Below are 20,039 nucleotides of genomic sequence, written 5' to 3'. Positions count from 1 at the left end.
TTAACAAAAATGAAGAGTTTATTAAACATCATAAAAGGAATAACTTTTTCAGCTGTCATACTGGGAGCCATTACATCATGTATGGCCAGAAAAGACTATGAAAGACCGAAAAACGTTGTAGACGAAAAGCTTTTCCGTACAGATATGCTTCCTTCGGACAGTGTAAGTGTAGGAACCGTTTCGTGGAAGGAAATTTTTACAGACCCTGTATTGCAGGGACATATTTCCAAAGCTTTAGAAAACAACTTAGATATCAGGATTGCCCTGCAGAGCATTGGTTCGGCAGAAGCTTACCTGAAGCAGAGTAAAGCAGCTTACCAGCCAACCCTTTCTGTAGGACCGAACTATACGTTTCAGACACAGTCTATCAATACACAGTTTGGACAGATCATCGGAGAAAGACGTTATGTCAATCAGTTTGATATTACAGCGACTATCGGATGGGAAGCAGATCTTTGGGGAAAATTAAAAGCTCAGGAAAAAGCTCAGCTGGCTACGTATTTAGGAACTGTTGCTGCCCATAAAGCGGTTAAGAGTGATCTTGTGTCTTCTATTGCTTCGGCTTATTACCAGCTTCTGACTTTTGATGCTCAAAAAAGAATCATCAATGAAACCATAGCGGTAAGAGAAAAGAACCTTGAAACGACCAAAGCATTAAAAATCTCAGGAAACGTTACAGAAGTAGCGGTACAGCAGAGTGAGGCGCTTGTTTTCAATGCTAAATCTCTCCTGATCGATATTGAAACGCAGACTCAGTTGCTTGAAAACACGATGAGTCTTCTACTGGGAGAGCCTTCTCATTCGATTGCAAGATCCACACTGGAAACACAAAAGCTTCCAATTGATCTTAAATTAGGGTATCCTGCACAGTTGCTGGCTAACCGTCCGGACGTGATGAGAGCGGAGTATAGCCTGATGAATGCTTTCGAGCTTACCAAATCGGCAAAAGCTCAGTTTTATCCTACGTTAAAGCTTACAGGAAGCGGAGGATTACAGTCGGTGGACCTTGATCATTTGTTCAGTGTAAACTCATTGTTTGCAAACGTGGTTGCCGGTCTTGCTCAGCCGATCTTAAATAAAAGACAAATCCAGACGAACTATGACGTAAGTCTTGCCAATCAGGAAACGGCTTATCTGAACTTCAGAAAGACTGTTCTTACAGCTGGAAAAGAAGTTTCGGATGCGATCAGAGTATTTTCAGTTCAGGATTCATTTATTGAATTAAAACAGAAAGAGCTAGATGCCTACAAAAAGTCTGTTGATTATTCTCAGGAATTAGTCAACTACGGTATGGCCAACTATCTTGAAGTATTGAATGCGAGTGTGAATTCATTAAACGCAGAGTTGAATATCTCCAATGCGGAATACAATAAAATGAAAGCTGCCGTAGAGCTGTATCAGGCTCTTGGTGGTGGATGGAAATAATTATTTTCATTCAATCAGTAATAAAAACGTATGTCAGAAATGATGTACGTTTTTTTATTGGTTGTCTGTTTGCTGGAAAATACGCAAAGTCGCAAAAATTTTATTTGTGATAAAATTGATTAAACCGTCATTGCGAGGAGTGTAACGACGAAGCAATCTCACCATTCTCCTTCTCTGAAAATCTTGGATTTTCTTGCGCCTTAAAATATTCTCATCTTTAATCACGCCTTGCGCCCCTTGCGATTTTCCAACAAAAACAGGACAGTATTAAAGCATCACATAAGATCTGAATGATCTACAAAAAATAATTTCATTTGCATATATGTAGTAAACTACGTAGTTTTGTGCTATAAAATAAAAAAGACATGAACGTACATATTCAACAACTAGATAACACGTATTCCGATCAGCTGATCGACATGATTCTGACTATCCAGCAAAAAGAATTTAACGTACCTATTACCATTGAAGACCAACCGGATCTTAAGCAGATCGAAAGCTTTTACACGGCAGCTGGCGGAAACTTCTGGGGTGCATTTATCGACGGCGAACTTGTAGGTTCCATAGCATTGGTTAAATTTGATGAAAGGGCAGGAGCTGTAAGAAAAATGTTCGTCAAAAAAGAATTCAGAGGAAAGGAACTGAATATTGCCCAGGAACTTTTGGAAGTCTTAATTTCTTTCTGCCGCGAGAGTGGAATAGATGCCATCTACCTGGGAACGGTTAATATATTGAAAGCAGCTATACGTTTTTACGAAAGAAACCATTTTGTACAGGTGGAAAAAGAAAATCTGCCGGCTCGATTTCCATTGATGAGTGCAGATAATGTTTTTTATTCTTTAATCATAAACCAGACGGTATGAATATCATAGATGAATCAGGGATTCTTGCGATTTCCACCAGACTTCAGCGCCTCAGTGAGCAACTTAGAAAAGATGGTGCTCTGATCTATAAATCCTTCGGAATTGATTTTGAGCCGAAATGGTTTCCCGTCATTTTTACATTGCATCACAAAACCATGCTGAGCGTGGTAGAGATTGCAAATGAAATAGGATACACCCATCCTTCCACCATAAGTCTGCTCAAAGAACTGGAAAAACAGAAGCTTATTCAGTCAAAAAAAGACAAGCAGGATGAACGCAGAAGACTGATTGTACTCTCTCCAAAAGGTATTGAACTGATTGAAAAAATGAAACCTGTCTGGGATTTGGTGTCAAAAGTACTGGGTGAGATTGCTGACAATGAAAATCATCTTCTGAAGGCTATTGACGAAGCAGAAGCGAAAATTGCTGAACAGTCTTTTTATCAGAGGGCATTGCAGTTAAAGAATTCAAAGTAAAAAAGGATCACACTGAAATAGTGTGATCCTTTGTTTTAGTGGAGAATACGGGATTCGAACCCGTGACCTTTTGACTGCCAGTCAAACGCGCTAGCCAACTGCGCCAATCCCCCATTCTTTCTTTAATTTTAAAGCGCTACAAAAGTAAGTATTTAAATGGTATATGCAAATTTTTTATTGGTTTTTTTCTCTAGAATAAAGGGCTTTTTGGGAAAGTGTCTGTAAATTAGAGCAGTATTGAAAAATGAAGCATTAAAATCTTTTAAAGAACGTAGTAAGGCTTTTCCCTAATACAACATTTTCAAGTATGGACTCGCCTTTAATATCTGTTATAAAGATAGATGTCCCATACTTCGTTTTCTACTTTTAGAAATTCTTTAGCACTGTCATTCGCAATTTTCAGTCAATTATTAAGTACTGACCCTGTTTTTTCGTTGTTCAATAAAAAGAAAAAGTATAGTTTTACGTATTTCTGATTTATGAAAAAAATATCTCTCTTTTTTTCTATATGCTATGCTACGGCTCTATTTTCTCAAAAGGAAGATTCGGCAACCCTTGTATCAGAAATTAAAATTGATGGTTACAAGAAACCGTCAGGCTTTATGGCTTCTACAAAATCAGTTTCTGTGGTTTCTGAAAATATACTCCGTCAAAATACCCCCGAAAGACTGTTGGAATCCATTAATCAGACGGCTGGTGTAAGGATGGAAGAACGCTCTACGGGAAGTTACAGGCTTTCTGTTCGCGGAAGCACTTTGAGATCTCCTTTTGGTGTTCGTAATGTAAAAGTGTATCTGGACGACTTTATTTTATCTGATGCTTCAGGAAATACCTATCTGAACGTGATTTCTCCTGAACTGATCGACAGAATGGAAATTTACAAAGGGCCGGAAAGCGGAGACTATGGAGCCGTTACGGGAGGTACGGTTCTTCTTAAAACCAAAAATTCAGAAACCCTTTCTGCCGGTCTTTCCATCGGAAGTTATGGAACTTTTAATGAGAGTTTTAATCTGTCGAAACAACTTGGAAAACATTTTTTTGAAATTTTTCAGAATCACTACCAGACAGATGCGTACAGACAGCAGTCTGAAATGTTCAGGAAGCAGATCTTCATCAAAGATCATTTTCAGTATTCAGAAAAAGGACGGCTTCAGGCTATGCTTATGTATACTGATCTGGATTACCGGACTCCCGGGGGACTAACGTTTGGACAAATGCAGGTTGAAAGAAAAATGGCAAGGCCTGCGACTCCTGCGCTGCCCGGTGCTCTGGAACAAAATGCAGGAATCCGCAATAAAATGGTTTTGGCGGGTCTCTCAAACGAATATAATTTTACCCCGGCGTTTTCCCATTTTATTTTAGTTCAGGGATCATATGTTGATTTTAAAAATCCATTCATCACCAATTTTGAGAACCGTTTTGAAAAGAATTTTGCGTTACGAACCCATTTGAATTATGAAAAAAATTGGACGAAAATTTCACTAGCCTGGAGGTTTGGCTTTGAAGGAGGCATCAACGATATCCTGGTGAAAAACTATGATAATCATAAAGGATATGAAGGCAGTCCTCAAAATTTTGACCGGATCAGAAATACTTCGGGTTTTTATTTTTTGTCCCAGAAACTCAATTTTAATTCCAAACTTTTTACTGATATTTCTGTGAGCCTCAATTCAAATTCCTACAATGGAGAGAGACTTTATCCTCAGTCACAGAACCACAGCGTACATTTTAAGGACCAATGGCTTCCCAATTTTGGGTTCACCTATATGCTGGCAAAAGGTTTTTCAGTGAGAGGAAAGATAGGTAAGGGAAATTCTGCCCCCACCAATGAAGAAATACGCTCATCTAATCAGGAATTTAATGTTACTCTAAGTCCTGAATTCGGATGGAATAAAGAAGCCGGTATCAGAAAGCAGTTTGGAAATTCTATTTTTATAGAGGGCAGTTATTTTGATTTCCGTTTGAAAGATGCGATTGTGAGAAGGCAAAATGAAGCGGGCCAGGAATATTTTGTCAATGCAGGAGAAACAGTTCAGAAAGGTTGGGAAGTTCTTTTGGAAACTAAAGATTTTGATCTGAAAAATGATTTTTTCAATAAAATAAAATTCCGGTTTTCGGGTGCGTTTTACCACTTTAAATTTCAAAAGTACAGGCAAAATGAAAATGATTTTTCCGGGAATGATCTCACAGGAGTTCCGGGAACGACGCTTAACAGCTTACTGAATTTTACTTTTTTCAAAAAACTTTCTATCGATTATTCCCATTTTTACACTTCAAAAATACCTTTGAATGATGCCAATTCTGTGTGGTCGGAGCCGAGCTTAATCGGAAATATACAGTTAAGGTTTCCGGTCAGTTTTGATAAAACAACGTTGAATGTATTCCTGCAGCTTCAGAATCTTTACAATGAAAGCTATGTTTCCGGTTTTGACACTAATGCTTTTGGAAACCGGTATTTTAATCCTGCTGCGAAAAGAAATTTTGTGCTGGGTATTAAAGCAGATTTTTAATCCCTGGAGCTCAAAAGGATGTATTACGTTGGTCACAAAGAATATTATCATCAGTATTTTTCAGCAATAGATTTCCTCTAAATGATGGAACGGGATAACGTAGCCCAATTTTTGATGGAATTACTTAGGCTTGTATTACTTGACGTTCTATATCATATAAAAACGGAGTGATCTGCTCATAAACTATTAAATCACATAGCGAAAAAAAAATATGAAAAAACTTCTTGTCCTGCTGTTATCTTTTGGATATTTCAGCATTTTTTCACAGTCAAAAGTCATGGTCAGGAATTCCGGAGATCAGTCTCCCATTTCTAACGCAACAGTTTCTTGTAACAACAAGATCATAGGCAGAACAGATGCATCGGGAATGTCTGTTTTTACGACCAAGTGTAAAAAAGTGGAAATTTCTGCAAACGGATTCCAGAATGATGATATTGTTGTAGATAAAGTGATGGAAGTCTTTTTAGTGAAGACCGATCCCAACGTTAAAAATATTCAGACCATTGTTTTGGAAAACAAAAGCGATCCCAGGGCATTGGAAATTCTCAGGAAAGTCAACGAAAATTATCAGCAGAATTCTCCTAAGAGCTTAGATTCTTATTCATTCAAGTCCTATGAGAAAATTTCTCTGGATTTTGATGAAGATAGTATCAATGCTTATAATGCATATATTACCAACCGTATCGATTCGCTTAAAATGCTGCCGCAACGAACCATGAAAGCAGCAGAGAGGAAAGACTCTCTGGAATCTGTTAACCTGATGAAACTGGTAGGGGGAAGTAAAATGTTTTTATGGGAAAGAGCCTCTCAAAATCTGTATTCAAAAAAGTACGGAGAGAAAATCAATATTTTAGATAACAAAGTGGCAGGTCTAAAGGAGCCTATATATGAACTAATGGCTTTCCGCTCCAACAGAAATCAGATCCCAAAGGAAGTTCGTGAGGAAAACAGAAATCTTTACCGTTTCTTTTTAACAGATTCTATCGAAATAGAAGGACGTGAAAATTACGTCATCCGCTTTCGCCAGGTTGATGACAAGCAGTCTGCAAAACAAAGAAAATTCAATGGTTACCTCTATGTGGATAAAGCAACGTATGCACTGAAAAAAATAGAAAGCAACAGTAAAATTAAAAGCGAAGGAAGTATTACAAGCATCTGGAAACCGGTTGAAAACAAATGGTTCCTTGTCAAGGAAAACTATAAACTGAAAATGGGTTCAACCTCTTTTGATAATGATGAAGCTAAGGATAAAAATAAAACCAAAGAAGAAAAAGATTCCACTAAAAAGCATACCAAAAAGTTTGGCAGTTATGCTTTTGTCACGGCTGATTATTTTGATTTCAAAACCTCTATTGAAGAAAAGCCGGAAGATTTTAAAGGCTATACCATGAGCGTGAAAAATTCAGACGGAAACAGCATTGATCAGTACCGTACCGAAAATCTGACCGGTCGTGAAGCAGCAACCTATACCAAAATTGACAGCTTAAGTGCCAAATATAAACTCAACCAAAGGGCAAAAGCGTTAACCGGTTTGCTCAAAGGAAAAGTAAGACTTGGAATGTTTGATTTTGACCTCGCCCGGGTAATTGGTTACAATAAATATGAGCACATCCGTCTGGGTGCCGGTGCCAAACTGAATGAAAAGTTCAACAGGTTTATTTCTCCGGATGCTTATTTTGCGTATGGTATTTATGATAAAGATTTTAAATACGGAGTGGGAGTAGACGTACGGACAACCTTGCAGAAAAATTCATTTTTCAGGGCTGAATATTTTGATGATGTGATGGCAGCCGGCCGTTTTTCTGAAAATCTATGGAACTTCAGAATGAAAATAATGAACTCCGGAGTTGCTCTTAATAATAATATGTTTTTTGGGTATAAAGGTTTTAAAGTGAGTTATGAAAATGACCTCACCAATGCACTAACGATCAACATTGCCGCTAAAAGAACCCAGGAAGAATCGAAGTTTAATTATAATTTTAAAGAACTGGGAAGCCGTTTCGATATTGCATCATCAACCATCACATTAAAATATTCTCCTAATTCTAAAAATATAATGACGCCGACCGGAAAATACACCTACGAGCAGAATCTTCCGGAACTCTATCTGAACTATGAACAGGGATATAAGGCGTTGGGAGGTGATGTTCAATTCAGTAGATTTGACGCGCTGTTTGTTCATAACTTTAAGACTAAACTCGGTTTAACTGGAGTGAGGCTTTATGGAGGTTTGGTTACCGGTGATGCGCCCATCTGGAAGAATTTTACGCTGAACGGGCTGGGTAATGGAAACGGAGGATTGAATTTCAACCTGACTTCTTATCTGGGCTTTGCCACCATGGAAGGCGGAAAATATTATAATGACAAGTTTGTAGGAGCTTATCTGACGCATAGACTGCCATGGTATTTTAAAAGCTTTGGGAAAAATGTTTCAAGTTTCGATGTAATCTACAGAGGAACCATCGGCGACATGAAAAATCCTGAATTTCACCAGTTTGAATTTAAAAAATTAGATCATTTGTATAATGAAGTGGGGCTGGAGTGGAATAATTTCTTATCCTCCCAATTTAATTTAGGGTTTTTCTACAGGGTGGGACACTACAATACTCCGAAATTTAAAGATAATTTTGCCATTCAGTTTAAGCTGAAACTTCTGGGATTCTAGAATTCATCCTGAATGCAATTGTTCAAAAAAACGTTTTTTGTAGACTTTGTCATTTCTAAATTTTACTTATTAAAAATTTAAAAAATTAATAGTTTAAGAATATAATATATTAAAAAGGAGTGTTTTTGATTAATTTTATATATTTGTGATAAGAGATCACCGCTAATGGAATAATGGTATTGTTATCATGTTATTCAGATTGAGAGTTCAGCAATCAAACTGAAAAAATAAAGCAATGCTATTATCGTTGCGGTATACACCAAAACTTTTTAAAAAAAATATTATGAAAAAAAAACTATTATTTTGTATGTCTTTACTGGCGACCACGTTGGTATATGCCCAAAATGATGATTGTTCAGGAGCAACATCCTTAGTTGTAGGTGCCGATTTTACATCAGGTGCTATTACTTCCACCAATACCAATGCTACTACTGACGGTTCTGTGCCATCGTGTAATTCAGATGCGGTGGAGAATGTCTGGTTTAGTGTGGTTGTTCCGGCAAGTGGAAACCTTAAGATAGAAACCCAGGAAGTTTCAGGATCTTTATTTGATGATTCAGTACTTACGGTGTACAGCGGAACTTGCGGCGCTTTAACCGAGATTGACTGTAATGACGACGCTGCGGGACTTTTTTCGCTGATTTCATTAACCGGACAGACCCCGGGAACGACACTTTATGTAAGTGTCTGGAAATATGATTCCGATATAGCTAACGGAGATTTCCAGATTTCGGCATACGATCCTTTACCACCTTCTAACGATAATTGCTCAGGAGCTACACCATTAACCGTAGGAACCGATTTCGCTTCAGGGACAATCACTTCCAACAATTCCGGGGCTACAACAGACGGGGCGGTACCATCGTGTAATGCTGATGCCGTTGAGAATATTTGGTTTAGTGTAGTGGTTCCGGCAAGTGGTAACCTTACGATAGAAACCAAAGAGACTTCCGGATCTTCATTTGGAGACTCAACCGTTTCTGTCTATAGCGGAACCTGTGGTTCTTTAACAGAAGTAGGTTGTAATGATGATGGTGGCGATGGCCTTTTCTCTCTGATTTCATTAACCGGGCAGACTCCCGGAGCTACTTTGTATATAAGTGCATGGAAATATGATGCAGGCGAGGGTAATGGAGAATTCCAGATTTCAGCATACGACAGTACAGCGCTGTCTACCCAGGAAGTAGCGGAAAACACAAAAAAGATCAGCGTATCACCCAATCCGTTCAATGATCTGCTTACGATTTCAGATGTATCCGATGTAAAATCAGTTAGTGTTACAGATGCTTTAGGAAGACGGGTTAAAACCATTGAAAAGCCATCTGCATCTATTCATCTTGGTGATTTAAAAGAGGGGATTTATTTTGTCACCTTAAAAATGAATGATGGCAGTATCAAAACTTTAAAAACGATAAAAAAATAATTCATTTTTTAGTATTAATAATAACAAAGGCTGCCATTGGCTGCCTTTGTTGTTTACCCCCTAAGCAATTAATCAATTCAATTTTATTACTTTTAAAATAAATAGTATTACAATGGATAATAACAATAGCATTAATTTTCCCAATCAAAGTAAGCGCAATGCTGTATTGCGTTTCCTGCACTTGTATGTTATTTCTTATGTGTATCTTTTTATATTGACGTCACAGGTTTCGCCTTTACAGGGAATCAATAAAAGCGGAGTGTTGTGGCTGTGTAAAAATATTTTTCAGCAACATCAGCTGGAGTATATTAAGATGACTGGCAGCGGCGATACGACATTGGATTATTGGGTAGTGTTGGTCAATATGTGTTTAGCCGCAGTGGCTGCACTCGTTGTACTTCTTACAGATAAAAAACAGCGTACATTTAAAGATCTTCATTGGTTTACGGTAGTGGTAGCGCGGTATTATGTGGCCATGATCATGCTTTCATATGGTTTTGCAAAACTGCACAACGGGCAGTTTCCCGCCAACTCAATCGGGAGGCTCGAAGAAAAGGTTGGTGATATGTCGCCCATGGGTATGATATGGTCTATGATGGGAGCTTCTGCAGGATATACATTTGTTTCCGGGCTCCTGGAATCTATGGGTGGATTTTTGCTTCTTTTCAGACGAACCAAAACTTTCGGTGCGCTTTTTTCCATGACGGTGATGATCAATGTGGCCCTGCTGAATTTTTTCTATGATGTGCCGGTAAAAATATTTTCCAGCCATATTGTTTTGCTTTGCGTATTTATTGTAAGTGGTGATGCCATTGCATTGTATCGCTTTTTTATTCTGCATCAGCCATCGCAGTTACGCTTTCAAAAACGGACATCCGACAAAAGATGGAAGCGTATCACCCTTATTGGCGTGAAGTGCCTCGTAATAGCTTTTTTTATATTCAGTTCTTCATCAATGCTGTTCTATACACCTCCGGCTGTACCCATGGAGGGCGCATACAGTGTTGAAAAAGTAGTAATAAACAATCAGGAAGTGCCACCCTGCAACAACGATTCTGTTGGCTGGAAAAAACTATTAATCAGTTACTCCGACCGGGCAAGCGTAATTCTTAACAATGATAGTACTAAGGCATTCCAGAGTATGATTGATATAGGAAAAAAAACACTTACGCTTCGTAAAAAGGAACGGGATAATATCTACGCTTATCTGCATTACAATGTTCAGAAAGACAGCATCATTTTTACAGGGACTATTGGCCGCGACTCTGTAAAACTAAAAACAACAAGAAAGAACAAGGAAGATTATAAGTTAAACAGGCGTGGTTTTCACTGGATCAATGAGTATCCGTTTAACAGGTAAGTTTTAAATCATGATGTACTCATTTTAAGTAATATTTAAAACATTTAAATTATGGCAAAAAGTAAATTACTGCGAATGGACAATGTAGGCATTGTCGTAGAATCACTGGATGAAGCCATTGCTTTTTTCGAAGAAATCGGACTGAAGCTCGAAGGGCGCGCAACCATTGAGGGAGAATGGGCTGGCCGGGTTACAGGGCTGGGATCACAAAACGTAGAGATTGCGATGATGGTTACTCCGGACGGACACAGCAGACTGGAGATTTCTAAATTTATACATCCGGCCACGATCTCAGACCATCGGACTGCTCCTGTGAATTCGCTTGGCTATCTTAGGATGATGTTTACAGTGGAGGATATTGATGAGTTGGTATCAAGACTTCTGAAACATGGTGCGACGCTAGCAGGCGAGCTGGTTCAGTATGAAAATTCTTACCGCTTGTGCTATATTCGGGCAAAGGACGGGCTGTTGGTTGGGTTGGCTGAACAGTTAAATAAATAGCTCAATGATTGATCTCTTTTATGTTAAAAGGAAATGACTGTTGATTCGCTACGATTAATTTGTTCATAAAAAAAAGGAAGAAGATTAATGGTTAATCTTCTTCCTCTCAATTATTTAGAATCATATATTAGAAATTGATTGTAATTCCAACTTACCAAAATTACCGTTAAATACGACCTCTCTTATAGGCCCATCCAGTTCTTCATACACTTCCGTATCGAAGACTCTGCTTGATGTAATATAGATATGATCAAAATCTATATGACCGCTCGGATCATTCGGAGATGATGATTTTTTAGCTGAACCACCGCCGCCAAAAGACTTTTTAGTGGTTACCGTTGTGGTTGTTTTTCCATCAGGTCCGGTTGTCACGGTTGTTGTCTTCTCGTAATCAATAGCTGAAATTACAGCTGTTGCCAGAGAGGCTACCAGACTTAATACCAATCCGACCCAGTTTGTATGTTGTGAATTGGGTTGGTTGATGACCGTATACTGATGCACTTCCTGTCCATTCTTGAAGAACTGGACTAAAATCTCTTTGCCTTCCAGCAAACTGTTGACTGCCAAAACAGAATAGTCTTTTCCAGGTTCAGAGTGGTAAGCCCATTGAGCTACTGTTTTTACACGCTTATATTTATCAAGGATATTCATGGAAGCTCCAAATACAAGTCCGGTATTAATATTAACAGGCTGTAATGAAAGTTCAAATTTATTTTCCCCGTTGGTATCGATGGTGACACCATCAGTACTTTTCGATAATTCTGTGACCAGGATTTCTCCTGAGTCTTTTTTAGAAATTTTAGCATTTCCTTTTGGATACACTTTGTTTGCGTTGAGTTCGATGTAGTTTGACATAACTTAAAAATTTAATATGTTTTATTTGATATAGGTTGAAGGCTCTTTTTAATAGAGTAGTCTTCAGTTGAGTCTTATTTTTTATGGTGGTTTCTGACTAAAAGATGTCCACCCTGATTTCTAATGTTCCTTTCCATCTTGATTAATTTTATTAACCAAATATCTATCGGGGTAACGACAGAACTTGACGTGTAATAAAGTTTTTGTAATAACAGATGAAAAGCAAGTGATCAGAGACTGGATATCGAATATGAGCAAAAGAGGATACTTGTTCTCATCCGGTATCAAAACGAAATATTAGACACATTGAAACCTATGTGGGCAGTCTTTTGTAAAATTATTTAGTTTATAAATATTTTGTTTTATTATTAAATAGTATATTTGTGTACTATAATAATAAGTTTAATGAACGATCTCATCATAAAAGACCTACTTACTTTACCTGAAGAATTGATCATGAACTACTTTAATGAATATTCATTTCAAAAAAACTGAAGATGAAAAAGAAAATTGCAGTGATAGGATCAGGTTTTTCAGGACTTTCTGCAGCGGCTTACGCTTCGAAAGACGGACATGAAGTTCATGTTTTCGAAAAAAACAGCAGCGTGGGCGGAAGGGCAAGAGCATTCAAAACCGAAAGCGGTTATACATTTGATATGGGACCCAGCTGGTATTGGATGCCGGATATTATAGAAGCATTTTTTTTGGATTTTGGGAAAAAGGCATCTGATTTTTACGATCTGATCGCTTTAGATCCGCAATTTGAAATGGTTTTTTCCGATGGAATTATGAAAATTCCCAGTGATTTTGAGGAAATGAAAGCCCTGTTTGAAAGTTTAGAATCAGGTGCGGGCAAAAAGCTGGATGAATTCATGAATGATGCGCAGTACAAATATGAAGTGGGAATGAAAGATTTTGTCAATAAGCCCTGTCATTCGTGGATGGAATTTGTTTCACCTACCATAGCTAAAAGTGCATTGAACCTAGATCTTTTTACCAATTTCAAGCGCTTCGTCAGAAAATATTTTAAAAACCCTAAACTGATTACGTTAATGGAGTTTCCTGTGATTTTTCTCGGAGCGGCCCCGAAGGATATTCCGGCATTATACAGTCTGATGAATTACGGAGGCTATAAATTGGGAACCTGGTATCCTATGGGAGGTTTTTCAAAACTGACCGATGCCATGATGAAGATCGCCGTAGAGCAGGGAGCGAGTTTTCACTTTAATTCAAATGTAGAAAAAATTACAGTTGAAAATGGCCAGGCTGATGGCTTGGTAGTCAATGGAAAAAGCATAACATTCGATATGGTCATTGCTTCTTCAGACTATCATCATACAGAAAGTGAACTTCTTCCTGAGCAATACAGAAATTATAAACCGGCCTATTGGGAAAAGAAAACACTGGCCCCGTCATGTCTTATTTATTATTTGGGAATTAAAGAAAAAGTGCCGGGCCTGAGACATCACACCCTTTTCTTTGAGAACGATCTGCAGCTTCATACCCATGAGATTTATGAAGATAAAAAATGGCCTACAAAGCCTTTATTTTATGTGTGCTGCCCATCTCAGACAGATCAGGCTGCCGCTCCCGAAAACTGTGAAAATATATTTCTGCTGATGCCTGTAGCACCCGGAATAGAAGATGATGAGGAAATGAGGGAAAAGTATTTTATACAGATGATCGGAAGACTGGAAAAACATACCGGAACTTCAGATCTTATTTCAAAAATTGAATATAAAAGAAGTTATTGCATTAACGATTTTAAAGAAGATTATAATGCCTTTAAAGGAAACGCGTATGGTCTTGCCAATACATTATCACAAACCGCTTTCTTAAAACCATCCATCCGGAATAAAAAAATAAAAAACCTGCTGTATACAGGTCAGCTTACTGTTCCGGGTCCTGGCGTTCCTCCTTCCATTATTTCAGGTAAAATAGCCGCTAACGAAGCCAGTAAAATATATAAATTATGAAAAAATTGTTTGACGATCTTTCTTACAGAATAAGCCGGGAAACAACGAAACAATACAGTACCAGTTTTTCTCTCGGAATAATGGCGCTTTCCCCGAAACTCAGAAATCCGATCTATGCTGTATACGGATATGTCCGTCTGGCTGATGAAATTGTGGACAGCTTTCATGAGTATGATAAGCAGAAACTTCTGTCGAGATACAAAGCCGGGACTTTTGAGGCGCTGGAGGAAAAAATCTCCCTGAATCCGATTTTACAGTCGTTTCAGGAAACCGTTCACCGATATAACATTGATTATAGTCTAATCCATCAGTTTCTGAAAAGTATGGAAATGGATCTTCAGAAAATAGATTATAATTCAGATTTATATAAAGAATATATCGTAGGATCTGCTGAAGTAGTGGGACTGATGTGTCTTCATATTTTTACGGAAGGAAACTCCAGAGAATTTGAGCGGCTGAAACCGTATGCGATGATGTTGGGATCTGCATTCCAGAAAGTCAATTTTCTTCGGGATATGAAAGATGACTATCAGATTTTGGGACGGTGCTACTTCCCGAATGTTGACATTTCTTATTTTGACAATACCGTAAAAGCTCATATTGAAAAAGAGATTGAGGAAGAATTTAAAATAGCTCTGGAAGGGATCAAAAAACTGCCGGGTTCTGCAAGATTCGGGGTTTATCTGGCTTACCGGTATTACATCTCGCTTTTCCGGAAAATCAAGCGCACATCTGCTGTTAATATGATTAACCAGAGAATCAGAATATCCAACGGTAAAAAATTATCTTTAATGATGAGCAGCTATCTGCAGTATAAAGTATCGCTTCTTTAAACTCACTTACAATTAAATCGAATATAGAATGATACATAAAATATACAGGGAACAGCAGCTCAATTGTGATATAGAAACAGCATGGAAGTTTTTTTCTTCCGCGCATAATCTTTCTGAAATTACCCCGAAGGATATGAATTTTATAGTCCTTACGGAAATGGAGGATGATGAAATCTTTGAAGGGATGATTATTGATTATTATGTCTCACCTGTACTGGGAATAAAAATGAAATGGAAGACAGAAATTACTCAGGTTGATTTTCAGAAAAGTTTCACGGATTTTCAAAAAAAAGGGCCTTATACACTATGGAATCACCACCATGAGTTTATAGTCAATGAAAAAGGAGTGTTGATGAAAGATACGGTACATTATGAACTTCCTTTAGGGTTTTTGGGCGAAATTGCCCACAAAATCTTTGTCAGAAAAAAGCTTGAACATGTTTTCAGCTACAGGTACACCGTTTTAGAAGAACGTTTCAATAAAAAAATAAAGTAATGAATTTCCTGATTGTAGTAAGTACTTTTTTGATCATGGAAGGGATGACGTGGCTCATCCATAAATATATCATGCATGGGTTTCTCTGGATGCTTCATAAGGATCATCACGATCACAGCAATGAGGGAAGTATGGAGAAAAATGATTATTTCTTTCTCATTTTTGCCCTGCCTACGATACTTTTGATGTATTACGGGACCACACAGCATTTTAATGTCTGGTTTTATATAGCGGTAGGAATAGCTTTATACGGAATGGCCTATTTTTTTGTCCACGACATTTTTATACATCAAAGGCTTAAAATCCTTCGCAATACAGAAAATCCATATCTGCTGGCTATCAGACGTGCCCATAAACAGCATCATAAACATACCGGAAAAGAAAAAGGAGAGTGTTTTGGCTTTCTTTGGGTACCCATCAAATATTTTAAAATGTATTTTAATAAATCTAAAGCCTGACCATGTTGCACTACACCTATCTTTTGATTAATTTTTTTACGGTAATCATTTGTTTTGTTTTTTCATTTCATCCCAAAATAAAATTCAACAGACATTTTCCTGCTTTTTTTAAGGCAGCGTTCATTGTGGCTCTTGTGTTTATTTTTTGGGATATATGGTTTACCGAAAGGGGAGTCTGGTGGTTCAATGACGCCTATCTTTTGGGAATCAGGATCGGTGGGCTTCCTATTGAAGAAATACTGTTTTTTTTCTGTATTCCGTTTTCATGTATATTCACTTATTTCTGCCTGGACCAATTTTTCCGTCTGGATTGGAAACCGCTTCCCGAGAAAATATTTGTGATCATTTCCATTATTTCTGCATTAGGAATGGCTATTTATTTTCATGATAAAATTTATACTCTGATTACCTTTGTATCTACTGCCATCAGTATGTTTATGCTGTATTTTGTGCTGAAAGCAAGATGGATAGGGAAGGCTTCTCTGGTTTATCTTTTACTGATGCCGGGATTTCTTATCGTAAACGGCATACTTACCGGAACAGGTCTGGAATCTCCTGTTGTAAACTACAATCCTGAGAATTTTATAGGGATAAGAATGCTTACTATTCCTATTGAAGATACGGTATATGGGTATGAAATGATTTTGTGGAATATCTATTTATTTCAAAAATTCAGAAGAAATGAGCCCAATAAATAGCCTTTTTAGAGGCGAAAATTTTACTGTGTGATGTTTCAGATGGACTCTCAGGTTTAATGCCAGGTTTGGCTGGCTTAGATTATATTATTTTTAGTTTTTTATATACTTCGTCGCGATAGCTTAATCCTATAGGAATACTTTTTTTATTAGTCAGTAATATGACATGTTGTTCTACATAACTGATCTTTTTGAGGTTAATAAAAAAAGATTTATGAACCCGGCAAATATAATGGAGGTGTTTTAAGGTTTCTTCAATGCTTGTCAGTGTCCCGTGAACCATCACACTATTACTTTCTGTATACAAACAAATGTAGTTTCGCATTCCCTCGATATAAACCAACTCGGAAGGATTGATTTTTACCAGCCTCTTATCACTTTTTACAAAGAAACTTTCATCATCTTTTTCATTAACTATGGAATTGACCTGCTGTTTTTGCCTTAAAATCTGATCTGCTTTTTGAACACTTTTGGAGAAACGGTCAAGAGAAATAGGTTTTAATAAATAGTCTATAGCATTTTGATTAAATGCATCCACAGCGTACTGATGATAGGCAGTGGTATATATTATAGCAGGAGGATTGTTAAAAATAGAAACAAAATCAGTTCCGCTGATCTCAGGCATTTTGATGTCCAAAAAAATCAGATCAATTTCTTTATTTTTATTTAAAAAACTGATCAACTCAAAAACGTTATTGCAAATACCCTCAAGTTGCAAATTTTCAAATTTTGAAATATGATGGACCAAAACTTCCTGAGCCAGTTTTTCATCATCTACTACTAAACATCTTATTTTCATGATTCTTTACAGTTTTATTTCGAGGGTAGCACTAAAAATATTCTTGTCTTTTTTAATTTTAAATACATGTCTTGAGGGATAAAGCAACTGAAGACGTTTCTGTATGTTTTCGATACCTATTCCGCCATAATCTTTTCTCGCGGTTTCCTTAAAATTATTGGTACATGTAAATACAAGGCTGTGGTCATTGCAGCATAAATTAATATGGATGTAAGATACGCCAATCGTAGAATCAGTGCCGTGTTTAAAAGCGTTTTCTACTAAAGGTAATAAAAGCATCGGTGCAATTTTAACGGAATCTTTTACTTCTGTGTGATGAAAAGAAATCTCTGCATTGGCAGGCATTCTTAACCGTTCAATATCAATATAGGTATTTAAAATATGGATCTCGTTGATAATGGAAATTTCCTTTGGCTGTGATTCATATAAAGAATACCTGAGAATATCCGACAGCTTTAGGATAACATCAGGTGTTTCTTCGGACTTTTTAAGGGATAAAGCATATAAACTGTTCAGTACATTAAAAAGAAAATGAGGACTGATCTGAGATTTCAAGACACTAAGTTCAGCAATTCTCTGTTGTGCCTGTATCTGTTCATTCCTTTTAACCCGTACTACATATTCCTGTAGTGAATAACCCATGGCCATGACCGCCATTATAATAATCATCCCTGGATAAACATCAAAATACGATGAATACTTTTCTAATGATGCGGGAGCTGAAGATGTTGCAGCCAATGAGGTGAAATCTGACAGTTCGTTAGTATTGAACCTGACATAAAGCCACTGTACATAATAACCTGTTATCATCACTGAAATGAAAAAAACAATGATGACCGAAATTAAATACCGTGTTATTTTTTTTGTATCCCGAAAGTTGGGGAGAAGCCTGAAGTTATTAATCAAGGCAGGGACAAAAAGCAAAATATTGTACAATAAAATAAAAATCACAGGCAGATTTTTATCATTATTATGTACACTGGTCAATATAATAAATCCGACAAAAAGTATATTCAGCAGTACTCTGAGAAAATGATACACCTTCAGTGACTTCATATGTTTTGTAATAAAAGGGTAAAGTTAAATATTTTCTTTAGTGGCGCATGCTATTTTACACGAACATGCTTTATTTCCGGACAAACAATACCTGAAATGGATACAGATTGTATATCCGGGATTGAGTGCTGTTGGTCAAAAAAGTCAAAAATTCCTTATAAACCTTTTGTTATTTGCACTGACTAAAAAATACTATTTAACAATGAGAAAGATCTGCTTACTTTTTATCCTACCTGTTTTTGCGGTACTATCGGCCCAAAATCCTGATGTAAAAAAATCAATTGATAGTGTACTGACTAATTTCCAAAGAAACAATGCTTTTTCCGGCAGTGTTTTACTTCAAAAAAATGGAGAAACCATTTACAAAGGCGAGTTCAATAAGTTTACTCAAGGAGTGGATGCATACAGGATTGGCTCTATCACCAAAGTTTTTACGGCAATTGTTACATTCCAGCTTATCGAAGAAGGCAAATTATCACTGGACTCTAAGCTCAGCCAGTATTTCCCGGCCATTAAAAATGCAGAAATGATTACGATCGGAAATATGCTGAACCATACCAGCGGTATTTACAATTATCTGGAATGGGAAGATTACTATGACCAGAAAAGTAAGAATTATACAAGAGAGGATATGTTCAAGCTCGTACAACAAGGGAAACCTGATTTTAAGCCGGGAAAGGAAAGTTCTTACAGCAATTCAAATTACCTGCTGCTGGGATACATCATAGAAGATATTACGGGCAAATCCTATGAAGAAAATGTGAAAATGAGGATACTGAACAAGATAGGTATGCACAATACCTATTGCGAAAAAGACCAGACACAATACAGTAAACGAACACAATCTTATAAGTTTGATGGTGAAAACTGGTCAAAAGAACCGGATACCCATCCGAGTTTCACTTTTGCTACCGGTGATATTGTTTCTACGACCGAAGATCTGTCAAAATTAATGCATGAACTTTTTAAAGGGAATCTGCTGTCTAAAAATTCGCTGGAACAAATGACAAAGACCAATCCTCAAAGCTTTATAGGATCCGGATTATTTAAAACACCAATTTATAATAAAACAGGATACGGACATACCGGCCGGATTGATGAATTTCATTCTGGCGTAGCATATCTACCCGAAGACAATTTCAGTATTGCCGTCCTGGCAAACGGAACGAATGTAAAGCTGAACGATATTGTAATAGGCGTTATTTCAAAGTACTATCAAAAAAAATATACCTATCCTGACTTTACAACCTATCATAGTGAAACAGCTCCCCCCACAGAAATCTATCATGGGATCTATAAGGCAAAATTGGCAGGACTTATTACCGTGGGAACATTTCAAGTAACTCCGGCAGGAAAAAATCACCTGTTTATTGCCATGCATGACGATGAGAAAAAGAATAAAGAAGGCAGAAAAGCATTACTGAAAAGAACAGGGGAAAATACGTTTTATTCTTTTGACAATGGGGCAGAACTCCGGTTTTTACTCAACGAAAAAGGAAAAGTGACAGGCATAAAACTGACGCAGGGTAAGCAGTCTATCAATTGTAAGAAGATATAAATAGGAGTAGATTTATTTTGCCGGAAAATTTATTTCTATAACATCTAAATCTTTAGTAGGAGCATATTATAGATTATCAGCTAATATAAG

General features: G+C 37.2%; 17 protein-coding genes and 1 tRNA gene. 14 read left to right on the top strand and 4 right to left on the bottom strand.

Annotated features, from left to right (window positions below):
- Positions 1-9 precede the first annotated feature (9 nt).
- The 3 genes from BM143_RS11565 (at position 10) to BM143_RS11555 (ending at position 2,764) form a co-directional block, all read left to right on the top strand.
- Positions 10-1,425 carry a TolC family protein gene (locus BM143_RS11565; RefSeq protein ID WP_090024631.1) on the top strand — a complete coding sequence of 472 codons (1,416 nt, stop codon included), beginning with the start codon at positions 10-12 and terminating at the stop codon, positions 1,423-1,425.
- A 365-nt stretch (positions 1,426-1,790) separates the two neighbouring features.
- A complete protein-coding gene (locus tag BM143_RS11560; protein WP_090024630.1) occupies positions 1,791-2,288 on the top strand; it encodes a GNAT family N-acetyltransferase in 498 nt (165 codons plus the stop codon).
- Complete coding sequence (locus BM143_RS11555; protein ID WP_034727874.1) at positions 2,285-2,764, top strand: MarR family winged helix-turn-helix transcriptional regulator; 480 nt, start codon at positions 2,285-2,287, stop codon at positions 2,762-2,764. The genes BM143_RS11560 and BM143_RS11555 overlap by 4 nt, the downstream gene beginning before the upstream one ends.
- A 39-nt stretch (positions 2,765-2,803) precedes the next feature.
- Here the strand turns inward: BM143_RS11555 and BM143_RS11550 are convergent.
- Positions 2,804-2,877, bottom strand: a tRNA-Ala gene (locus BM143_RS11550).
- A gap of 366 nt (positions 2,878-3,243) precedes the next feature.
- Here BM143_RS11550 and BM143_RS11545 point away from each other — a divergent pair.
- The 5 genes from BM143_RS11545 (at position 3,244) to BM143_RS11525 (ending at position 11,223) form a co-directional block, all read left to right on the top strand.
- On the top strand, positions 3,244-5,274 hold the full coding sequence (locus tag BM143_RS11545; RefSeq protein WP_090024629.1) for a TonB-dependent receptor: 2,031 nt from the start codon (positions 3,244-3,246) through the stop codon (positions 5,272-5,274).
- A gap of 211 nt (positions 5,275-5,485) precedes the next feature.
- Positions 5,486-7,939 (top strand): hypothetical protein, encoded by a 2,454-nt coding sequence (locus BM143_RS11540; protein WP_090024628.1) that lies wholly within the window; start codon positions 5,486-5,488, stop codon positions 7,937-7,939.
- 283 nt (positions 7,940-8,222) lie between these two features.
- Complete coding sequence (locus BM143_RS11535; protein ID WP_167375281.1) at positions 8,223-9,362, top strand: T9SS type A sorting domain-containing protein; 1,140 nt, start codon at positions 8,223-8,225, stop codon at positions 9,360-9,362.
- A 112-nt stretch (positions 9,363-9,474) separates the two neighbouring features.
- Positions 9,475-10,722: a hypothetical protein gene (locus tag BM143_RS11530; protein WP_090024626.1), complete on the top strand. Its 1,248-nt coding sequence runs from the start codon at positions 9,475-9,477 to the stop codon at positions 10,720-10,722.
- 75 nt (positions 10,723-10,797) lie between these two features.
- Positions 10,798-11,223, top strand: coding sequence for a VOC family protein (locus tag BM143_RS11525; RefSeq protein ID WP_228430776.1), 426 nt, complete (start codon positions 10,798-10,800; stop codon positions 11,221-11,223).
- 120 nt (positions 11,224-11,343) lie between these two features.
- On the opposite strand, the gene BM143_RS11520 is transcribed toward BM143_RS11525, so the two are convergent.
- A complete protein-coding gene (locus tag BM143_RS11520; RefSeq protein ID WP_090024624.1) occupies positions 11,344-12,078 on the bottom strand; it encodes a hypothetical protein in 735 nt (244 codons plus the stop codon).
- A gap of 497 nt (positions 12,079-12,575) precedes the next feature.
- On the opposite strand from BM143_RS11520, the gene BM143_RS11515 reads away from it, so the two are divergent.
- Genes BM143_RS11515 through BM143_RS11495 form a run of 5 tightly spaced genes read left to right on the top strand, consistent with a single transcriptional unit; the run spans position 12,576 to position 16,539 of the window.
- The gene (locus tag BM143_RS11515; protein ID WP_090024623.1) at positions 12,576-14,054 is read left to right on the top strand and encodes a phytoene desaturase family protein; all 1,479 of its coding nucleotides are present in this window, start codon (positions 12,576-12,578) and stop codon (positions 14,052-14,054) included.
- Positions 14,051-14,887, top strand: coding sequence for a phytoene/squalene synthase family protein (locus BM143_RS11510; RefSeq protein WP_090024622.1), 837 nt, complete (start codon positions 14,051-14,053; stop codon positions 14,885-14,887). The genes BM143_RS11515 and BM143_RS11510 overlap by 4 nt, the downstream gene beginning before the upstream one ends.
- Before the next feature lie 28 nt (positions 14,888-14,915).
- Positions 14,916-15,383 carry an SRPBCC family protein gene (locus tag BM143_RS11505; RefSeq protein WP_090024621.1) on the top strand — a complete coding sequence of 156 codons (468 nt, stop codon included), beginning with the start codon at positions 14,916-14,918 and terminating at the stop codon, positions 15,381-15,383.
- The gene (locus BM143_RS11500; protein WP_090024620.1) at positions 15,383-15,841 is read left to right on the top strand and encodes a sterol desaturase family protein; all 459 of its coding nucleotides are present in this window, start codon (positions 15,383-15,385) and stop codon (positions 15,839-15,841) included. Before BM143_RS11505 ends, BM143_RS11500 begins: the two co-directional genes overlap by 1 nt.
- 2 nt (positions 15,842-15,843) lie before the next feature.
- A complete protein-coding gene (locus BM143_RS11495; RefSeq protein WP_090024619.1) occupies positions 15,844-16,539 on the top strand; it encodes a lycopene cyclase domain-containing protein in 696 nt (231 codons plus the stop codon).
- Between the two features lie 79 nt (positions 16,540-16,618).
- On the opposite strand, the gene BM143_RS11490 is transcribed toward BM143_RS11495, so the two are convergent.
- Complete coding sequence (locus BM143_RS11490; protein ID WP_090024618.1) at positions 16,619-17,335, bottom strand: LytR/AlgR family response regulator transcription factor; 717 nt, start codon at positions 17,333-17,335, stop codon at positions 16,619-16,621.
- Between the two features lie 6 nt (positions 17,336-17,341).
- Positions 17,342-18,145: a sensor histidine kinase gene (locus BM143_RS11485; RefSeq protein WP_167375280.1), complete on the bottom strand. Its 804-nt coding sequence runs from the start codon at positions 18,143-18,145 to the stop codon at positions 17,342-17,344.
- 448 nt (positions 18,146-18,593) lie between these two features.
- Here BM143_RS11485 and BM143_RS11480 point away from each other — a divergent pair, with 448 nt between their 5' ends.
- Positions 18,594-19,949 (top strand): serine hydrolase domain-containing protein, encoded by a 1,356-nt coding sequence (locus BM143_RS11480; protein ID WP_139222026.1) that lies wholly within the window; start codon positions 18,594-18,596, stop codon positions 19,947-19,949.
- Positions 19,950-20,039 lie beyond the last annotated feature (90 nt).

It is taken from the genome of Chryseobacterium oleae (assembly GCF_900115055.1).
Lineage (GTDB): Bacteria > Bacteroidota > Bacteroidia > Flavobacteriales > Weeksellaceae > Chryseobacterium > Chryseobacterium oleae.
This window is presented reverse-complemented; position numbering and strand designations above follow the sequence as displayed.